The organism is Dyella sp. KRB-257 (genome assembly GCF_049445995.1).
Lineage (GTDB): Bacteria > Pseudomonadota > Gammaproteobacteria > Xanthomonadales > Rhodanobacteraceae > Dyella_A.
On sequence record NZ_JBMSDZ010000001.1, the window covers coordinates 132,599 to 151,705 of the forward strand.

The 19,107-nt window shown below is 70.0% G+C and carries 15 protein-coding genes; 9 read left to right on the forward strand and 6 right to left on the reverse strand.

What is annotated here, in order from left to right:
• Positions 1-4 precede the first annotated feature (4 nt).
• On the forward strand, positions 5-517 hold the full coding sequence (locus ACO2Q2_RS00655; RefSeq protein WP_423253844.1) for an NADH-quinone oxidoreductase subunit B family protein: 513 nt from the start codon (positions 5-7) through the stop codon (positions 515-517).
• Positions 518-553: 36 nt separating this feature from the next.
• Here the strand turns inward: ACO2Q2_RS00655 and lolA are convergent, their stop codons facing one another.
• The 3 genes from lolA to ald form a co-directional block, all read right to left on the reverse strand.
• On the reverse strand, positions 554-1,213 hold the full coding sequence (lolA, locus tag ACO2Q2_RS00660) for an outer membrane lipoprotein chaperone LolA (protein ID WP_423253845.1): 660 nt from the start codon (positions 1,211-1,213) through the stop codon (positions 554-556).
• A gap of 186 nt (positions 1,214-1,399) precedes the next feature.
• Entirely contained in the window at positions 1,400-3,733 is a 2,334-nt protein-coding gene (locus tag ACO2Q2_RS00665; protein WP_423253846.1) for a DNA translocase FtsK, read from the reverse strand.
• Between the two features lie 165 nt (positions 3,734-3,898).
• Positions 3,899-4,957 carry an alanine dehydrogenase gene (ald, locus tag ACO2Q2_RS00670; protein ID WP_423253847.1) on the reverse strand — a complete coding sequence of 353 codons (1,059 nt, stop codon included), beginning with the start codon at positions 4,955-4,957 and terminating at the stop codon, positions 3,899-3,901.
• A gap of 219 nt (positions 4,958-5,176) precedes the next feature.
• On the opposite strand from ald, the gene trxB reads away from it, so the two are divergent.
• The 3 genes from trxB (at position 5,177) to aat (ending at position 8,155) form a co-directional block, all read left to right on the forward strand.
• Complete coding sequence (trxB, locus tag ACO2Q2_RS00675; RefSeq protein WP_423253848.1) at positions 5,177-6,142, forward strand: thioredoxin-disulfide reductase; 966 nt, start codon at positions 5,177-5,179, stop codon at positions 6,140-6,142.
• A 106-nt stretch (positions 6,143-6,248) separates the two neighbouring features.
• Positions 6,249-7,403 (forward strand): GNAT family N-acetyltransferase, encoded by a 1,155-nt coding sequence (locus tag ACO2Q2_RS00680; protein WP_423253849.1) that lies wholly within the window; start codon positions 6,249-6,251, stop codon positions 7,401-7,403.
• Complete coding sequence (aat, locus tag ACO2Q2_RS00685; protein WP_423253850.1) at positions 7,400-8,155, forward strand: leucyl/phenylalanyl-tRNA--protein transferase; 756 nt, start codon at positions 7,400-7,402, stop codon at positions 8,153-8,155. The genes ACO2Q2_RS00680 and aat overlap by 4 nt, the downstream gene beginning before the upstream one ends.
• Here aat and ACO2Q2_RS00690 read toward each other — a convergent pair.
• From ACO2Q2_RS00690 to ACO2Q2_RS00700, 3 genes are all read right to left on the reverse strand, one after another.
• A complete protein-coding gene (locus tag ACO2Q2_RS00690) occupies positions 8,126-8,800 on the reverse strand; it encodes a class I SAM-dependent methyltransferase (RefSeq protein WP_423253851.1) in 675 nt (224 codons plus the stop codon). The genes aat and ACO2Q2_RS00690 overlap by 30 nt on opposite strands.
• Positions 8,801-8,804: 4 nt before the next feature.
• The gene (gene ispG, locus ACO2Q2_RS00695) at positions 8,805-10,064 is read right to left on the reverse strand and encodes a flavodoxin-dependent (E)-4-hydroxy-3-methylbut-2-enyl-diphosphate synthase (protein WP_423253852.1); all 1,260 of its coding nucleotides are present in this window, start codon (positions 10,062-10,064) and stop codon (positions 8,805-8,807) included.
• A gap of 187 nt (positions 10,065-10,251) precedes the next feature.
• On the reverse strand, positions 10,252-12,204 hold the full coding sequence (locus ACO2Q2_RS00700; protein ID WP_423253853.1) for an acetyl-CoA hydrolase/transferase C-terminal domain-containing protein: 1,953 nt from the start codon (positions 12,202-12,204) through the stop codon (positions 10,252-10,254).
• 197 nt (positions 12,205-12,401) lie between these two features.
• On the opposite strand from ACO2Q2_RS00700, the gene ACO2Q2_RS00705 reads away from it, so the two are divergent.
• The 5 genes from ACO2Q2_RS00705 (at position 12,402) to ACO2Q2_RS00725 (ending at position 19,094) form a co-directional block, all read left to right on the forward strand.
• Positions 12,402-13,883 carry a phospholipase D-like domain-containing protein gene (locus ACO2Q2_RS00705; RefSeq protein ID WP_423253854.1) on the forward strand — a complete coding sequence of 494 codons (1,482 nt, stop codon included), beginning with the start codon at positions 12,402-12,404 and terminating at the stop codon, positions 13,881-13,883.
• 123 nt (positions 13,884-14,006) lie between these two features.
• On the forward strand, positions 14,007-15,383 hold the full coding sequence (gene xseA / locus ACO2Q2_RS00710; RefSeq protein ID WP_423253855.1) for an exodeoxyribonuclease VII large subunit: 1,377 nt from the start codon (positions 14,007-14,009) through the stop codon (positions 15,381-15,383).
• A gap of 82 nt (positions 15,384-15,465) precedes the next feature.
• Positions 15,466-16,896: an aldehyde dehydrogenase family protein gene (locus ACO2Q2_RS00715; RefSeq protein WP_423253856.1), complete on the forward strand. Its 1,431-nt coding sequence runs from the start codon at positions 15,466-15,468 to the stop codon at positions 16,894-16,896.
• A gap of 219 nt (positions 16,897-17,115) precedes the next feature.
• Positions 17,116-17,568 carry a VOC family protein gene (locus ACO2Q2_RS00720; protein ID WP_423253857.1) on the forward strand — a complete coding sequence of 151 codons (453 nt, stop codon included), beginning with the start codon at positions 17,116-17,118 and terminating at the stop codon, positions 17,566-17,568.
• Positions 17,569-17,654: 86 nt separating this feature from the next.
• The gene (locus ACO2Q2_RS00725) at positions 17,655-19,094 is read left to right on the forward strand and encodes a phospholipase (RefSeq protein ID WP_423253858.1); all 1,440 of its coding nucleotides are present in this window, start codon (positions 17,655-17,657) and stop codon (positions 19,092-19,094) included.
• Positions 19,095-19,107: the final 13 nt, after the last annotated feature.

The following is a 19,107-nucleotide window of genomic DNA, read 5'->3' on the forward strand; positions in this document are numbered from 1 at the left end:
CAGCATGTTCGATATCCTGAACCGCATTCGCCGCAACGGCATCCTCAGTGAACCCCTGCCGAAGCTGGAGCCGCCCGATGCCGTGGTGGAAAAATTGCAGCGGCAACTGCAGGGCGTGTTCGGGCGCGCGCTGCGCATCCGCCATGTGGATGCCGGCTCGTGCAATGGCTGCGAGCTGGAGATCCATGCGCTTTCCAATCCGTACTACAACCTCGAAGGCAGCGGCATGGCGTTCGTGGCCAGCCCGCGGCATGCCGATGTACTGCTGGTCACCGGCCCGGTCTCGGTCAACATGGAAGACGCCCTCAAGCGCACTTACGCGGCGATGCCCGAGCCCAAATGGGTGATGGCGGTCGGCGACTGCGGTGCCTGCGGCGGCGTGTTCGGCGAGAGCTATGCCACGCGCGGCCCGATCAGCGCCGTCATTCCGGTCGATATCGTGGTCAGCGGGTGTCCACCCACGCCGCTGGCGCTGCTGCGCGGCCTGCTGCAGATCACCCGGCAGCGCCGACCGTAGCCTGCCGCCGCCGCAGCATCCGATCCACACGGCAGATCAGTCCTTCAGCGGCCGGGTGCTGATCACCGGCAGGTCGCCGATCACGTCGGCGCCGGCCGGCGGCACGAAGTTGAAGGTATCCGGGGCGATCGGCGCGTTGCGCTGCCAGCCGGAAAAGCGGATCTGCGTGGTCGAACCGAGCTGGTCGCGGAACACCATGCGTGCCAGGCCGCTGGCGTCGAAGCCGAGGTCGGCGTAGTCGAACTGCGGATCCTGGTCCTTCGAGGTGAGGCGCAGCCAGGCCAGGCCGTCGTGTTCGCCCTGTTCGGTGACGGTGAAGTCCTTGTCCATCTGCTTCAGGTCGGTGAGCACGGTGAGCGGACTGTGCGATTCGGCCGAGCTCTGCTTGCGCACGGTGACCTGTTCCAGCTCCGGGTCGTACAGCCACACGCGGCTGCCGTCGGCGACGATGGTCTGCCGGTAGGGCGTCAGCGTCTCCCAGCGGAACTGCCGCGGCGCCTGCAGCGCCAGCAGGCCGGCGCTACCCTTGCCCACCCTGCCGTTGGCATCGGTGAGGGTCTGGGTGAAATGGCCGGTCAGCGAGTGCAGGTCGTGCGCGAAGGCGTCCAGGCGCGCGCGCGCAGGGCCGGTCGCCGCGTGGGCCATGCCGGTCAGGGCGAAGAGCGCGGCGGCGGCGAAGACAAGAATGGGTTTCATCGGAGACCGGGAGCACGGGATGGGGCGACCATTGTAAGGCGGAAGGCTTAACCGCTCTCGCCGGCACGCCGTTCGCCTCGCCCCGTGTAGGAGCGCACCCTGTGCGCGAATGCTCTTGCTCCTGACCGACATCAAAGCAAGAGCATTCGCGCACAGGGTGCGCTCCTACGTCCTACGGGAGATGGCTCACCCCTTCGGCGGCGGGGGCGCCAGCACTTCGCGGTTGCCGTTGTGCTGGGGCGCGCTGACCACGCCGTCGACCTCCATCTGCTCGATCAGGCGGGCCGCGCGGTTGTAGCCGATGCGCAGGTGGCGCTGCACGCCGGAGATCGAGGCACGCCGGGTCTGCGTGACGATGGCCACCGCCTTGTCGTACAGCTGGGTGTCGGCGTCGCCACCCTCCTCGCCGTCCTGCGGCAGACCGGCGTCGTTGATGAACTTGCCATCGCCGGTGGCCTGCACCTCCTCCAGCACGCCCTCGATGTACTGCGGTGCGCCCTGCGAGCGCAGCCACGCCACCACCTGGTGCACCTCGTGGTCGTCGACGAAGGCGCCATGCACGCGTTCGGGCGTGGCGGTGCCCGGCGGCAGGTAGAGCATGTCGCCGTGGCCCAGCAGTGCCTCGGCGCCGGACTGGTCGAGAATCGTGCGCGAGTCGATCTTGCTCGACACCTGGAACGCGATGCGGGTGGGGATGTTGGCCTTGATCAGGCCGGTGATCACGTCCACCGACGGACGCTGGGTGGCCAGCACCAGGTGCACGCCGGCGGCGCGCGCCTTCTGCGCCAGGCGGGCGATGAGTTCTTCCACTTTCTTGCCGACGATCATCATCATGTCGGCGAACTCGTCGATGATGATCACGATGTTGTACAGCGGCTCCAGCGGTTCGGCGGCGAGATTGGGCATCTCCGGGTTGGGCCGGAACAACGGATCCAGCAGCGGCTGGCCGGCGTTCTCGGCGTCCTTCACTTTCTTGTTGAAGCCGCCCAGGTTGCGCACGCCCACCGCCGCCATCAGCTTGTAGCGGCGCTCCATCTCGGCCACGCACCAGCGCAGCGCGTTGGCGGCCTCCTTCATGTCGGTGACCACCGGCGCCAGCAGGTGCGGGATGCCCTCGTAGACCGAGAGCTCGAGCATCTTCGGGTCGATCATGATCATGCGCACGTCTTTGGGACTGGCCTTGTACAAGAGGCTCAGCACCATCGCGTTGACCGCCACCGACTTGCCCGAGCCGGTGGTGCCGGCCACCAGCAGGTGCGGCATCTTGGCCAGGTCCACCACCACCGGCTTGCCGCCGATGTCCTTGCCCAGCGCCAGCGCCAGCGGCGATTTCATCTGGTCGTACCTGTCCGAGCGCAGGATCTCGGAGAGGTAGACGATCTGCTTGCGCGTGTTGGGAATCTCCAGGCCGATCACGTTCTTGCCGGGGATCACGTCGACCACGCGCACGCTCACCACCGACAGGCCGCGCGCGATGTCCTTGTCCAGGCTGGACACCTGCGAGCCGCGCACGCCGGCAGCCGGCTCCAGCTCGAAGCGGGTGATCACCGGGCCGGGATACACGCCGACCACCTTGGCCTCGATGCGGAAATCCTTGAGCTTGAGCTCGACCTGGCGCGAGAGCACTTCCAGCGTCTCTTCGGAATAGCCGGGACCTTGTGGCGGGGCTTCGTCCAGCAGCGACAGCGGCGGCAGCTCGCCGGGCTGGGCGGCACCGACGAACAGCGGAATCTGGGTTTCCAGCCGGGCGCGGTCGCTCTTCGCCACCGGGGCGGGCGGCGCCTCGATGCGCACCGGCTCGCGCCGGGCCTGCTTGACCGCCTCGGCCTTCTTCACCACCTCGCGCTCGCCGCGCGCCTGGCGGGCGGCGATCACTTCCGGCGCCTTGCGCAGCCTGGTACCGACCCAGGTGACCAGGCGCAGCACGATGGCCCCGGTCCAGTCCATCAGGCGGAACCACGACAGCCCCGTCGCCAGCGTCACCGCGACCAGGAACAGCGCCAGCAGCAGCAGCGGTGCGCCGGTGGAACCCAGCGCCTCGAGCAGGGAGTTGCCCAGCCACTGCCCGGCGATGCCGCCCACGCCCTGCGGCATCACCGGATCGGGGCGGCTGGCGTTGAGCGCGAACAGCGCCGGCAGCGTGATGAAGAAGAACACGAAGCCGATCAGGCGCAGCGACGGTTCCCACGGGTGTACCGCCCGCTCGCCGCGGTGGCGCAATACCTGCACGCCCAGCACCAGCAGCAGCAACGGGAACGCGTAGGACGCCAGGCCGAAGATGTAGCGCAACAGGTTGGCGATGTTGGCGCCGATCGCGCCGCCGAAGTTGCGCGCGTGCTCCACCGTGCCGACGTGGCCCCAGCTGGGGTCCTGCTCGTTGTAGCTGAACAGGCAGACCAGCAGGTACAGCGCCAGCGGCAGCAACAGCAGCGCGCCGGCCTCGCGCAGGCGCCGCTTGAGCTCCTCGCTGAGGGCGGGCGTGGGGGGCCTGGCTTTCTTGACGTTCGCGCTACGCGCCACCGGTACGCACTTCCATGAAACTGGGCATTCCGCCCAAGTCTACACAGGCGGCCCCCCCCTTCAGAAGCGCGCGGAACGCGGCGTCGGCCACGAAAAAGGCCGGACCCGAAGGCCCGGCCCCGATGCGCTGGCCTGCAGGCGCCGGCCAGCGTCCATCGCGGTGAATCAGCCCAGCAGCGCCGGATGCACCAGCTTGCCGCCATCGACGTTGATGCCCGAACGCAGCGGCTCGAAGTCGCGCCATCCGGGACCGGCCGCCATGCGCTGCACATACGGCAGGATCGCCGCCGAGATCGCCAGCGACGAGGTCTGCGGCACCGCACCGGGCATGTTGGTGACGCAGAAGTGGGTCACGCCGTGCACGTCGTAGGTCGGCTCCTTCCAGGTGGTCGGGCGCGAGGTCTCGAAGCAGCCGCCCTGGTCGATCGAGATGTCGACCAGCACCGAACCCTTCTCCATGGTCTTGACCATGTCCTCGGTGACCACGCGCGGCGCCTTGGCGCTGGGGATCAGCACCGCGCCGACCACGAGGTCGGCGTCACGCACTTCCTCGGCCACCGACGACTCGTACGCGTACAGCGCGGTGACGTTGGCGCCCAGATCCATCATCTCGGCGAGGCGATCCTGGCGCTTGTCGAACACCACCACGCGGGCACCGGCGGCAGCGGCCAGCGAGGCGGCCGCCTTGCCGGCGGCACCGCCGCCGAGCACCACCACCTTGCCGCGCGAGGTGGAGGCCATGCCGCCCAGCAGCTTGCCCTTGCCGCCCTGCGGGCGGTGCAGCAGCGTGGTGCCGATCTGGGTGGCGATGCGCCCGGCGATCACCGACATCGGCAGCAGCAGCGGCAGGCTGCCGTTGTCGTCCACCGACTCGAACGCCACGCCGGTCAGGCCGATGTCGAGCAGGCTCCGGGTGAGTTCCGGCTCGGCCGCCAGGTGCAGGTAGCAGAACAGCAGGTGGTGTTTCTTGAGCAGGGCCAAATCGCCGGCGATCGGCTCCTTCACCTTGACGATCAGCTCGCCCTTCTCGTACAGCGCCGCGGCGTCCGGCACCACCGTGATACCGGCCTGGGTGTAGGCCGCGTCGGCGAAGCCGCTCTTTTCGCCGGCGCCCGCCTGGATGAAGACCTCATGGCCGCGGCGCACCAGATCGGCGGCGGCGGCGGGTACCAGGGCAACACGACCTTCGAGGGTCTTGGTTTCGGAAGGAATACCGATACGCATAGGGAAGCAATCCTGTGGAGTTCGTCTGGACGGCACCGAAGCGGCGCCGCCCTGGGTTGGGAAAGCAAAGCGATGGAACGCTTGAATCGGGCCGTGGGCTTCCCCATCCTTGCGGATTCGATAGCACCGCCCCTCCCTTCCGAATCGGTCGCGTCAACGTGCCGCTGGCAACCGGGCCGAAAGCGATCAAAGCCGTTCAGCAAACCCGAGGATTATCTCATGTCCGAAACGCCCAAGCACAGCCGCCTGCTGATCCTCGGCTCCGGCCCCGCCGGCTACACCGCTGCCGTGTACGCCGCCCGCGCCAACCTCAAGCCGACGCTGATCACCGGCCTGCAGCAGGGCGGCCAGTTGATGACCACCACCGACGTGGACAACTGGCCCGGTGACGTGGAAGGCCTGCAGGGCCCGATGCTGATGCAGCGCATGGCCGAGCACGCCGAGCGATTCCACACCGAGATGGTGTTCGACCACATCCACCAGGCGGACCTGTCCAAGCGGCCCTTCACGCTCAAGGGCGATGCGGGCGAATACAGCTGCGATGCGCTGGTCATCGCCACCGGCGCCACGGCGAAATACCTGGGCATCGCCTCGGAGGAGAAGTTCAAGGGCAAGGGCGTATCCGCCTGCGCCACCTGCGACGGCTTCTTCTTCCGCGAGCAGGACGTGGTGGTGGTCGGCGGCGGCAACACCGCGGTGGAGGAGGCGCTGTACCTGTCCAACATCGCCCGCAAGGTCACCCTGGTGCACCGTCGCGACACCCTGCGCGCGGAGAAGATCATGCAGGACAAGCTGTTCGCCAAGGCCGCGACCGGCAAGATCGAACTACTGTGGAACCACACCATCGACGAGGTGCTGGGCGACGACTCCGGCGTCACCGGCGTGCGGGTGAAGGCGGTCGACGACGAGGCCACCCGCGACATCGAGGCCACCGGCTTCTTCGTGGCGATCGGCCACTCGCCCAACACCGGCATCTTCCAGGGGCAGCTCGACATGCACGACGGCTACCTGCGCATCCACGGCGGCCAGAACGGCATGGCCACGATGACCTCGGTGCCCGGCGTGTTCGCCGCCGGCGACGTCGCCGACCACGTCTACCGCCAGGCGATCACCTCGGCCGGCTTCGGCTGCATGGCGGCGCTGGATGCCGAGCGCTGGCTGGAGCAACAGACGCCGGCTGGCTGACACCTGTGTAGGAGCGCACCCTGTGCGCGATGCTTTTGCTCCTGATCGACATCAAAGCCAAAAGCATCGCGCACAGGGTGCGCTCCTACCGTAAGGCCTATCGCCCATGTACGACATCCGCTTCCATGCCGCGATCGCCGAACTGCCAGCCGCGGAATGGGACAGCCTGCGGCCGGACGACAACCCGTTCGTCTCGCACGCCTTTCTCGCCGCGCTGGAAGCCACCGGCTGCATCCGCCACGAGTGGGGCTGGCAGGCCCATCACCTGGGCCTGTACGAAGGCGACACCCTGGTCGCCGCCGCACCGCTCTACCTGAAGGGCAACTCGCACGGTGAGTTCGTGTTCGACTGGAGCTGGGCCAGCGCGTGGGAGCGCGCCGGCGGCGAGTACTACCCGAAGCTGCTCAACGCCGTGCCCTACTCGCCCGTCACCGGGCCGCGGCTGCTGGCCGGGAGCGGTCGCCACGCCGCCGCGCTGCGCCGGGCGCTGGTCACGGCGATGCGCGGCGAGGTCGACCGACTCGGCCTGTCCTCGCTGCACGCCAACTTTCTGCGCGACGACGAGCTGCCTGCGTTCGACGACGCCTGGCTGGCACGCAGCGACGTGCAGTTCCACTGGCACAACCGCGGCTACACCGATTTCGAGGCCTTTCTCGCCGCGCTCAACCACAAGAAGCGGAAGAACATCCGACACGAGCGCGCGCAGGTCGCACGCAGCGGCCTGCAGATCGGGATGCGCGGCGGCGCCAGCGTCAGCCGCGAGGAGTGGTGCCGCGTGCACGCGCTGTACGAAAACACCTTCGACGCCAAGGGCAACCACGCGGCACTGACGCGGGCATTCTTCCTGGCGCTGGGCGACACGCTGGGCGATGCCGTACAGCTGGCGCTGGCGCGCGATGGCGAGACGATCGTGGCGATGGCCCTGCTGATCCAGGGCGCGGACACGCTGTACGGTCGCTACTGGGGCGCCAGCGTCGAGGTGCCGGGGCTGCACTTCGAGCTGTGCTACTACCAGGGCATCGCGCACGCGATCCGCCACGGCCTGCAGCGCTTCGAGCCCGGCGCACAGGGCGAGCACAAGCTGGCGCGCGGCTTCCTGCCGGTGCACACGCACTCGCGCCACTACCTGGCGCACCCGCAGTTCCGCCGCGCCGTGCGCGATGCGCTGGTGCACGAAACGGCCTCGCTGCAGGCCTACGCCCAGGAGCTGCAGGCGCACAGCCCGTACGCCCACGGCCGCGCACCGGGCGAGATCGCATGATCCGCCTGCCGCTGCTCGATCACTGGCCGGCGGAGCGCTTTCCCGATCCGGCCGAGGCGCTGCGCGAGCCTTCCGGCCTGCTCGCCTTCGGCGGCGACCTCTCGCCCGAGCGGCTGCGCGCGGCCTATGCGCAGGGCATCTTTCCCTGGTTCAACGAGGGCGAGCCGATCCTGTGGTGGTCGCCCGATCCGCGCTGCGTGTTCCGCACCGCCAAGCTGTGCCGACCGAACCGTTCGCTGCGCCGGCTGCTGGCGCGCTGCAGCTGGCAGGTCACCGTGGATCGCGATTTCGTCGGCGTGATGCACGCCTGCGCCGCGCCGCGCGATGGCCAGCACGGCACCTGGATCAGCCCGGAGATGATCGACGCCTACGCCACGCTGCACACCCGTGGCCACGCGCACAGCGTCGAGGTGTGGCGGGGCGCGTCGATGGTCGGCGGCATCTACGGCGTAATGTCCGGGCGCCTGTTCAGCGGCGAATCGATGTTCAGCCGCGAAAGCGGCGGCTCCAAGGTGGCCCTGCTGGCGCTGGCCCGCCTGCTGCACGAGTGGGGCTGCCCGCTGCTCGATGCCCAGGTGGCCAACCCGCACCTGCTCTCGCTGGGTGCCGAGGAGATGCCGCGGGCGGACTACCTGGCCGCGCTGCGCAGCCTGGCCGCGCAGCCGCTGGATCCCGCGCTGTGGGCCGGCGTCGCGCCGATGGATGCGCGACACGGGCCTGAATCAACGTGGCACCAGGACGAAGATCACTGAAGCCGGTTGACCACTCTGCGGATGGATCGGCTCGCGCATCGACTCCAGCACCAGCCCGGCCGCCGCGAAACTCCGCATCCAGCCGGCCAGCGTGCGGAAATACCACGGGGCCGCCTCGCCGAACCCTTCGCCGCAGCCGGCCCAGGAACCCTCGCGCCAGCCGTCGCGATAGGCGCCATCGCCGCAGGCGCTCCACGGATGCAGGGTCTGGATCAGCAGCGCGCCGCCGGGCGCAAGCAGCGCGGGCATGGCGCCCAGCAGCGCATCGACCGACTCCCCGCCGAGCAAAGAGAAATTGCACACCACCACGTCGGCCTGCTCGCGCAGGGCGCCGGCGGCAATCGCCGCGTAGTCCATGGCGAGGAAACGTCCACCGCCGGTCGCGCGGGCTGACTCGACCAGCGCAGGCACCGCGTCAACGCCGAGGCCCTCGATACCGTGCCGGGCCAGCGCACGCAGCAACCAGCCCTCGCCGCAGCCCACGTCGATCACCCGCTGCAGGCGCCGCGCGAGCACCACCTCGACGATCGCCGCATCCGTCACCAGCCGGCGGCTGGCGATCGCCTGCTCGCGCACCGCCCGCGTCCATGGCGCGGCGTGCTGGTGCCAGACACGCAGGATCGCCGTTTCGCGATCGCCGCCCATCGTCTCAGCTGGCGCGCGAGGCGTAGTGCGATTCGACATACTCGTCGAGGATGCCGATGAACTCGCTGGCGATGTTGTCCCCGCGCAGGGTCATCGCCTTCTCGCCGTCGATGAACACCGGCGCGGCCGGCGCCTCGCCGTTGCCCGGCAGCGAGATGCCGAGGTTGGCGTGCCTGGATTCGCCCGGCCCGTTCACCACGCAGCCCATCACCGCCAGGGTGAGGTTCTCCACGCCGTCGTACTTCACTCGCCACAGCGGCATCTGCTCGCGCACGTGCGCCTGCACCGTCTGCGCCAGCTGCTGGAAGAACTCGCTGGTGGTGCGGCCGCAGCCCGGGCAGGCGGTAACCAGCGGCGTGAACGCACGCAGGCCCATGGTCTGCAGCAGCTCCTGCGCCACGATCACCTCGCCGGTGCGCGCGCCGCCGGGCTCGGGCGTGAGCGAGATGCGGATGGTGTCGCCGATGCCTTCCTGCAGCAGCACGGCCAGCGCCGCGGCCGAGGCGGTGATGCCCTTGGAGCCCATGCCGGCCTCGGTCAGGCCCAGGTGCAGCGCGTAATTGCCGCGCGCGGCGAGGTCGCGGTACACCGCGATCAGCTCCTGCACGCCGGACACCTTGGCCGACAGAATGATGCGCTCGCGCGGCAGGCCGATCTTCTCGGCCAGCGCGGCCGAATCCAGCGCCGAGCGGATCAGCGCCTCGCGCGCCACGTGGGGGGCATCCCAGGGCTGCGCGCGCTGCGCGTTCTGGTCCATCAGCATGGCGACCATGGACTGGTCCAGCGAGCCCCAGTTGGCGCCGATGCGCACCGGCTTGCCGTACTCGATCGCCTTCTCGATGATCGCGCCGAACTGGGCGTCCTTCTTCTTGCCGAAACCGACGTTGCCGGGGTTGATGCGGTACTTCGCCAGCGCCTCGGCGCAGGCCGGCTCGACCTCCAGCAACTGATGCCCGTTGTAGTGGAAGTCGCCGATGATCGGCACCTCCACGCCCATCATCTGCAGCCGCTCGACGATGCGCGGCACCGCCGCGGCGGCGGCCGGCGTGTTGACCGTGATGCGCACCAGCTCCGAGCCGGCACGGGCCAGCTCGGCGATCTGCTTGGTGGTGCTGGCCGCATCCTCGGTGTCGGTGTTGGTCATCGACTGCACGACGATCGGCGCGCCGCCGCCGACGGTGACCTTGCCGATCTGCACGCCCACGCTGGGACGGCGCGGTGCGGCTTGCGCGGGACGCGGGGCGGGTTGGGAAAGTTCGCTCATGGGGACCGGAATGATGCCTGCCGCAGGAAGTCGCGGCGAAGTGGCAAGAATAACCGAAGCCTCCCGGCCGCCCCAGCGCGACGCGTCGATCCGTAAACGTCTCGTCAAGACGCGGCGGCGGCGCGGTCACGCCGCGCATGCATCACGGCCCCTGGCGTGAACCCGGATGCCCACGCCCGACATGCAGCTATGCCGGATTCCCGCCGTGCCGCAGGGCCGCCTGCAGCAGCCGGCGCTGCAGGCGGTCGGCCGGCGATCGCGGGTGCCCGAAACCCATCCGCGCCAGCGCCGCGGACTCTCCCGCCCGCGGCTGGCCGGGCTTGGCCATCGCACGCAGGATGCGCAGCCGGCCGCGCCACGTGCGGCTGTTCGCCTTGAGCCAGCCCAGCGCCGGCAGCAGCCGCTGCTCGACCTCGCTGAAATCGCTGCCGAACGGAAAGGTCGGCATCAGCCCGCGTTTGCGCAGCGGCGCCAGCGCGTCGGCGAGCACCTCCGGACGATGCCGGCGCCACGCCTCGGGCACCGCGAAATCCGCGCGCAGCTTGCCGTGGGATTTCGCCTCGGCGGCCAGCGCGTCGACGAAGCGCGCGTCGCAGATCGACAGCATCGCTTCCACGCACTCCTCGTCGGTCTTGCCGCGCAGATCGGCCATGCCGTACTCGGTGACGAACAGGTCGCGCAGGTGGCACGGAATGGTGGTGGCACCGTAGTTGAAGCGGATGTTGGTCTCGGTGCCGTGCGCACCCTCGCGGGTGGCGCGCAGCAGCAGCGCCGAGCGCCCGTCCGGCAGCTCGTGCGCCATCGCCACAAAGTTGTACTGGCCACCCACGCCGCTGACCACGTGGCCATCCTCCAGCGCGTCAGAGACCGCCGCGCCGGTGAGCGTGGCCATCATGCAGGTGTTGAAGAAGCGCGCGCCGCGACGCTGCAGGCTGGCCAGCACCTGATGGTCGCCGTAGAGCTGGTTGACGTTGGAGACGCGACACATGTCGATCGCGTCGGGGTCCGCCGCCTCGGTCTCGTGCAGCCAGCGGTACAGCTCGCGCGAACCGAGGAAGAACGCACCGCGCAGGTAATGTCCGCCCGGTGCATCGTCCGGCAGCCGCCCGATCGCCGCGGCGCGCTCCAGCGCCAGGTTGTCCCACGCGCGGCGCTTGAGGATGCCGCCGCGCTGCAGGTGCATGAAGCCGTCCATCACCATCTCGCTGGCGCCGTACAGGCCGCGCTGGAACGGCTCCATCCCGCCCAGCGACAACGCCAGCGTGTGGGTGACGTAGCCGGTGTCCAGCGCCTCCAGCGCCGCGCGCCAGGCGAGGTTCTCGCGCTGGCGCAGCAGCAGCGCCTGCACCAGCGCATCGGACAGCGCGCCGATGCCGATCTGCAGGCAGCCGCCGTCCCTCACCAGCGCGCTGGCGTGCAGGCCGAGCGCGTACTCGGCCGCCGTCACCGGCTGGCGCGGCAGTGCGAACAGCGGCGGCGAGCACTCGGGCGCCAGTTCGATGTCGAAGTAGTCCTGCGGCACCTCGGCGTTGCCGGAGAGGTACGGCAGGTCCGGATGCACCACCGCCACGCACAACGGCCGCGGCTTGCCGCTGGCCACCACGCGATCGAGGAAATCCAGCGTCAGGTCCGGATTGCTGGACAGGCTGTAGCGCACGCCATCGGCCGTCTGCCGACGCGCCACCAGCTGCAACAGCAGGTTGATGTCCTGCACCGCCAGATCGCGCGCCACGTGGGTGTAGTTCTGGCTGATGCAGCTGCGCTGGGCGCTGCCCGAATGCAGCATCGCGCCGGACTGCAGGTAGAACTCATGCACCGCCACGTTGGGCGGCAGCGCATCGCGCGCCTGGTCCAGCGCGTACTGCGGATCGACTGCGTCGGCGCCGAAATGGCGTTCGAGGAACGGCGCCAGGAAGCGCGCCTCCAACCCCGGTTTCGGTTGCGGGCGGGTGAGCGACAGTGCGGTGTAGAGGGTGAGCGAACGCGCCGGCTGGGAGGCGATCAGCGCATAGATCGCGTTGAGCAGGTCGTGCGGCTTGCCCAGGCCGAGCGGCGCGGCCACGCGCAGATCCGGACCGAGCCGGTCGGCGATCACCTGGGCGCAGGCGGACGTGTCCGTGTATCGCTGCTGGAGTGGCATGGTCGGATCATGCCAGAAGCGACTTTCACGGAGCATGGCCTGGTGTGGTGTTGCGACAATGAAATTCAGCAACGTCCGGCGCCGTAGGAGCGCACCCTGTGCGCGAATGCTCTTCGTCACGTCGCCAAGAGCATTCGCGCACAGGGTGCGCTCCTACATGTGTCGATGATTCTGCATCGCCACACTAGACTCGCGCCATGGCTGCATCTCCCATAGACACCTCCCGCCCGGATCGCCTCATCGCCGCGCAGGTGCTCAGCCGCGCCGCCGGCGCACCGCTGCTCACCGGCAATGCGGTAGAGCTGCTGATCGACGCCGCCGTGCACTACCAGCGCTGGCTGGCGGCGATCCACCACGCGCGCCAGCGGGTGCTGCTGGAGAACTACATCATCCGCGACGACAGCGTGGGCCGCGTCTTCCGCGACGCGCTGGTGGAACGCGCGCTGGGCGGCGTGTTCGTCGCCGTGGTGTGCGACTGGCTCGGTTGCCTGGGGCAGTCCGGCGCGGCGTTCTGGAAACCGCTGCGCGACGCCGGCGGCCAGGTGCGCGTGTTCAACCCGCCGCAACTGGGCAAGCCGTTCGGCTGGATCAGCCGCGACCATCGCAAGGTGCTGGTGGTGGACGGCGAACTGGGCTTTCTCTCCGGCGTGTGCATCAGCGAGAAGTGGCTGGGCGACCCCTCGCGCGGCGTGGCGCCGTGGCGCGATACCGGCGTGGCGCTGCGCGGTCCGGCCGTGGCCGAGGTGGAAGCGGCCTTCGCCCGCAGCTGGGCCGGCACCGGGGTACCGCTGCCGCACTGGCCGAGCGTGGCGCCACACGAGCCGCCGGGCAAGGTGGCGCTGCGGGTGATCGCCACCGAACCGTCCACCGCCGGCCTGTACCGGCTGGACCAGCAGATCGCCGCGATGGCACGCAAGACGCTGTGGCTCACCGACGCCTACTTCGTGGGCGTGGCGCCCTACGTGCAGGCGCTCACCGCCGCCGCGCGCGATGGCGTGGACGTACGCCTGCTGGTGCCGGGCAGCAGCGATATCCCGATGGTTGCCGGCCTGTCGCGCTCCGGTTACCGGCCGCTGCTCAAGGCGGGCGTGCGCGTGTTCGAGTGGAACGGCTCGATGATCCACGCCAAGACGGCGGTGGCCGACGGCATCTGGGCGCGGGTCGGGTCTTCCAACCTCAACATCGCCAGCTGGCTGGGCAACCGCGAGATCGACGTGGCGGTGGAAGACGAGGGCTTCGCCCGCCAGCTCGCCGAGCAGTACGAGACCGACCTGGGCAATGCCACCGAAATCGTGCTGGCGCCGCGCCGGCGCCTGCGTGGCGAACGCGTGCAGCGCTCCGGCGACGATCCGGCCGCGCGTATGCATCGCACCGTGCGCCGTCCGCGCGGCGGCAACGGCAGCTCCGGCCGGGCCGCGGCCAGCGCCCTGCGCCTGGCCAACTCGGTGGGCGCGGTGCTGACCGATCGCCGCGTGCTCGGCGATACCGACACCGGTCCGCTGCTGGCCGGCACCGCAGTGCTGGCGGCGGTCGCGGTGATCGGCGCCCTGTGGCCGGCGGTGATCGCCTGGCCGCTGGCGCTGCTGGCTGCCTGGTTTGCGCTCAATCTGGCGGTGCGTGCATGGCGCACCCGGCAGGCGCATCGCGCGCGCCGGCAGGGCGACGAGGACGAGTCCTGAGCCCGCTCAGGCCCGTTGTTCTTCAGGTTTATCATGGAGTTGCCGAACCTGTGTGAGAAAGCACCGGCAGCTCGCGGCGCAAGCACATGTTGTGCGTCACCTTTGTGCTAACCTCCCGCACTCATGTCCGCCTTCGACCCCCTCTCCGGGCGTGGCCCCGCGTCCGACGACGCCGCCGCGCCGCGCCGCATCCTCACTCCCAGCACGCTGAACCGGCTGGTGCGGGGACTGCTGGAGGACGCGCTGCCGATGGTGTGGATCGAGGGCGAGCTGTCCAACATGGCGCGCCCGGCCTCCGGCCATCTGTACTTCACGCTCAAGGACGCCGGCGCCCAGGTGCGCTGCGCCATGTTCAAGCTGAAAAGCAGCCGGCTCACCTTCAAGCCGGTGGACGGCATGCAGGTGCTGGTGCGGGCCAAGGTGGGTCTGTACGAGCCGCGCGGCGAGTTCCAGTTGGTGGCCGAGAGCATGGAGCCGGCCGGCGAGGGCGCGCTGCGCCGCGCGTTCGATGCGCTGAAGGCGAAGCTCGACGCCGAAGGCCTGTTCGACCCGGCGCGCAAGCGGCCGCTGCCGCGCTACGTCCGCCGCCTCGGTGTGATCACCTCGGCCACGGGCGCGGCGATCCGCGATGTGCTCAGCGTGCTCGGCCGGCGCTGGCCATTGGTCGAGGTCGACGTGCTGCCGGTGCCGGTGCAGGGCAAGGAGGCGCCACCGGCGATCGTGGCGATGCTGCGCAAGGCGTCGACCAGCGGCCGTTACGACGCGCTGCTGCTGACCCGCGGTGGCGGTTCGCTGGAAGATCTGTGGGCGTTCAACGACGAGGCTGTGGCCCGCGCCGTCCATGCCAGCGCGGTGCCGGTGGTGAGCGCGGTGGGCCACGAGGTGGACTTCAGCATCGCCGACTTCGTCGCCGACCTGCGCGCGCCGACGCCCTCGGCCGCCGCCGAACTGCTGGTGCCCGACGTCACGGCGATGACGCGCCAGCTGCGCCATCTGCGCCAGCGCATCGCCACCGTGCAGCAGCGCCGCCAGCAGACGCTGGCGCAGCGGGTGGATCACCTGCTCACCCGGCTCAACGCGCAGCGCCCGCAGGCACGCCTGGCGCGCGACCGCGAGCGGCTGGTCAACCTGCATCGCCGCCTGCTCGCCGCCGGTGCGGTCGGCCAGCAGCGGCGCGAGCGCCGACTGGAACAACTGCACGGCCGGCTGCTCGCCCAGCATCCGCGCCATCGACTCGCCCTGCTCGCGCGCCGGCTGGCCGAACTCGATCCGCGCCTGCGTCGCGCCGTCGCGCGCACGCTGGAACGCAAACGGCTCACGCTGGGCCAGACCGCCCGCGCGCTGCACGCAGTGAACCCGCTGGCCACGCTCGATCGCGGCTACGCCATCGTGTTCGACGCGCAGGGCAAGGTGCTGCGCTCGGTCGCCAACGTGAGCGACGGCGATACCCTGCGCATCCGCCTCGCCGACGGCGAGCTGCCCGCGCGCGCCGGCGACTGATCGCCGCCGTCCACGCACGCACCACGCCCGTCGCCGCACACTGACTTCTGCCCTTCATCACCGGCCCGCACCGGGAGTCGCCATGCTTGCCAAGACCTACCCCTACTACCTCGCCAACCGCCCGCAGACCGCGAAGACGATGCTGGACGTGCGCGACAAGTACCGCGGCAAGGTCGCCACGCGCGTGGCGGTGCCCGACGCCCGCGCCACCGAAAAGGCGATCGCCGCCGCGGTGCAGGCCACGCCCGCGATGCGCGCGTTCAAGCCGTGGCAGCGCCAGGCCGTGCTGCAGCACTGCGCCGAACGCTTCGCCGAGCGCCGGGACGAGTTGGCGAACGCGCTGTGCATCGAGGCGGGCAAGCCGATCGGGGATGCCGCCGGCGAAGTGACCCGGCTGATCGAGACCTTCCGCATCGCCGCCGAGGAGGCCGTACGCATCCACGGCGAGACGATCAACCTGGAACTGGCCGGCCGTCTGGACGGCTATCGCGGCTACACCCGCCGCGTGCCGCTGGGCCCGGTGAGCTTCATCACGCCGTTCAACTTTCCGCTCAACCTCGTCGCGCACAAGGTCGCCCCGGCGATCGCCGCCGGCTGCCCGTTCGTGCTCAAGCCGTCGGAGAAGACCCCGATCGGCGCGCTGATCATCGGCGAGGTGCTGGCCGAGACCGACCTGCCGAAGGGCGCGTTCTCGATCCTGCCGCTGGACGGCGCCCATGCCACGCCGCTGGTGGAGGACGAACGCTTCCAGCTGCTCTCCTTCACCGGCGGCCAGATCGGCTGGGAGTTGAAGGCCCGCGCCGGGCGCAAGAAGGTCACCCTGGAACTGGGCGGCAACGCCGCCTGCATCGTCGACGCCGACCAGGGCGACCGGCTCGACCACGTGGTGCAGCGGCTGGTGTTCGGCGCCTTCTACCAGTCCGGCCAGAGCTGCATCAGCGTGCAGCGCATCTATGCGCACGTGGACGTGTACGAGGCGCTCAAACGCAAGCTGGTCGCCGCAGTAAAGAAGCTCAAGGCCGGCGATCCGAAGAAGCAGGACGTGTTCCTCGGCCCGATGATCGACGAGGCCGCCGCCGAACGCCTGCACGGCTGGATCGACGAGGCCCTCCAGGTCGGCGCCAAGCTGCTGTGCGGCGGCAAGCGAGACGGCGCGATGCTGCAGGCCACGCTGATGGAAGACGTGCCGCGCGAGGCCGAGGTCAACCGCATGGAAGCCTTCGGCCCGTTCGCCCTGCTCGCCCCGTTCCGCTCGTTCGAGGAAGCAGCGGCACTGGTCAACGATTCGGACTTCGGGCTGCAGGCAGGCATCTTCACCAACCGCCTCGACCACGCCATGCGCGCCTGGGACGAGCTGGAGCAAGGCGGCGTGGTGGTCAACGACGTGCCCAGCTTCCGCGTCGACAACATGCCCTACGGCGGCGTGAAGCTCTCCGGCCTGGGCCGCGAGGGGGTGCGCTACGCCATCGAGGACATGACCGAGATCCGCCTGATGGTGATGCGCGAGCGCTGAGAGGCTGACGATGGCTCCCGCATGCCTCGATCGCGACGATCCCATCGGGATGGGACCGCGCCGGGCACCTCGCGCACAGCACATGCCCGCCGCAGCGTTCACCGCAGGAAACGCAGCGACCACCGAACCCCCTCTGGAAACCCCGCCAGCCATGACCACTTGGCATGCAGTGCCGATGAGAGGTGGCGTGGCGTGGCTCAACAGGGATCGCTCGGAAAGATGCTGTGGCTCGCGCTGCTGCTGGCGGGCGGACTGCCGTCGGCGGCCTTCGCGCAGGGCGATGGCGGCGGCGACTACGCCCGCGTCGCCGCGCCTGACGTGGCCCGCGCCAGCGACTTCCTCACCGGCGTGATGGGCTGCGACCCGCTGGATGTATCCACCCGGCGCGCCCTGCTCGAATGCGGCCGGGGCGCCATCGTCGAAGTGGTGCACGGCGCCGCCTCCAGCCCGCGTGCACCGGCCCTGCGACTGCGCGTGGAGAACGTCGACGCCGCGCTGGACTGGCTGCAGCACCGCCACGTTCCCGTCATCGGCGACCATGCCGCCGATACCGTCGGCGCCGACGGACTCGTGCGCATCGACGTGCAGACACCGTGGGGCCAGACGCTGGAACTGGTCGGCCACGGGCCGGCTCCGTCCGCCACCACGCAGGCACGCCTCGCCACCGAGTAGCCGGTGCCAGCGACTGCGTCACGCACCGGCCAGGCGGGCGGCGTACCATCTCCCGGCATCGCACGTGCAGGACATGGAGCCGCCCGATGAGCACCCTGGTCTTCGTCCACGGCTGGAGCGTCACCAGCACCGCCACCTACGGCCAGATGCCGCAGCGCCTGCAGCAGCAGGCCGCCGCGCAGGGACTGCCGCTGACCCTGCGCGACCTCTGGCTCGGCGAGTACGTGAGCTTCGACGACGCGGTGACCATGGACGACCTGGTGCGTGCCTTCGACCACGCGCTGCGCGACCTGCACCTGCTGGAACCGTCGTTCGCCTGCATCACCCACTCCACCGGCGGGCCGGTGGTGCGCGAGTGGCTGCGCGCGCAGCGCGAGAAGCCCAACCGCTACAGCACCATCCGCCTCAGCCACCTGGTGATGCTGGCGCCGGCCAGCTTCGGCTCCGCGCTGGCGCAACTGGGCAAGGGCGTGATCGGGCGGCTGAAGGCGTGGTTCGACAGCGTGGAGCCGGGCCAGCGCATCCTCGACTGGCTGGAGCTGGGCAGCGCCGCGTCGCTGTCGCTCAATCTCGACCGCATCCATGGCGCCGATCCGGCGGCGGGCGATCGCTACGAATTCGTGCTGATCGGCGACCGCCCGGACCGCTCGCTCTACGACCATCTCAACAGCTACACCGGCGAGGACGGCTCCGACGGCGTGGTGCGCCTGGCCGCCGCCAACCTCAACGCGCAGCACGCGGTACTGAGCACGCAGGCCATCACGGGCAACGCGATCGATGCACTATCGCTGTACCTCACCCGCGGGCCGCGCTGCGCCTTCAAGCTGATCGCCGGCGCGGCGCATTCCGGCGCCGCGCACGGCATCCTCGCCAGCGCGCAGCCCGCCACCATCGAGGCGATCCTGCGCTGCCTCGGCGTGCGCAGCATCGACGACTACGCGCACCTGTGCGATGCCTTCGACCGCGAGAACGCCGCACGCGATGCCGACAAGGTGGAGCTGGAGCCGGTCGGCCCGTTCGCACCGCGCGTGCATATCCACGATCCGCGCAGCCTGCTCATCGTGCGCCTGACCGACGAAGCCGGCGAACCGCTGACCGACGCCGGCTTCCTGCTCACCGCCGGCACGCCGCCGAGCGCCGACCGGCTGCCACCCGGCTTCCTGATCGACCGCCAGGCCAACTCGCACCAGCGCAGCAGCGTGTCGCTGTTCCTCAACTACAGCCTGCTGGCCGGCGACGCCCGCGTGGCCGATCCGCGCAACGTGCGCAAGACGCTGCGCCCCGCCGTGCAGCCGCACCGCCCCTACGGCGCCCGCGTGCAGCCCGCCGATCTGACCGGACTGGTGCACCACGCACTGGCCAGCAGCGCCGACGACGACGACCTGCTCACCGCCATCGGCCCGCACCAGACCACCGTGCTCGACGTCGTGCTGCCGCGCAAAGTGCACGAAGGCGTGTTCCGCCTCACGCAGAACCTCGCGCCGGAGGACTTCCGGCACCCGGTTCCAGGCAACGTGATCGGCTGAAGCGACTCAACGC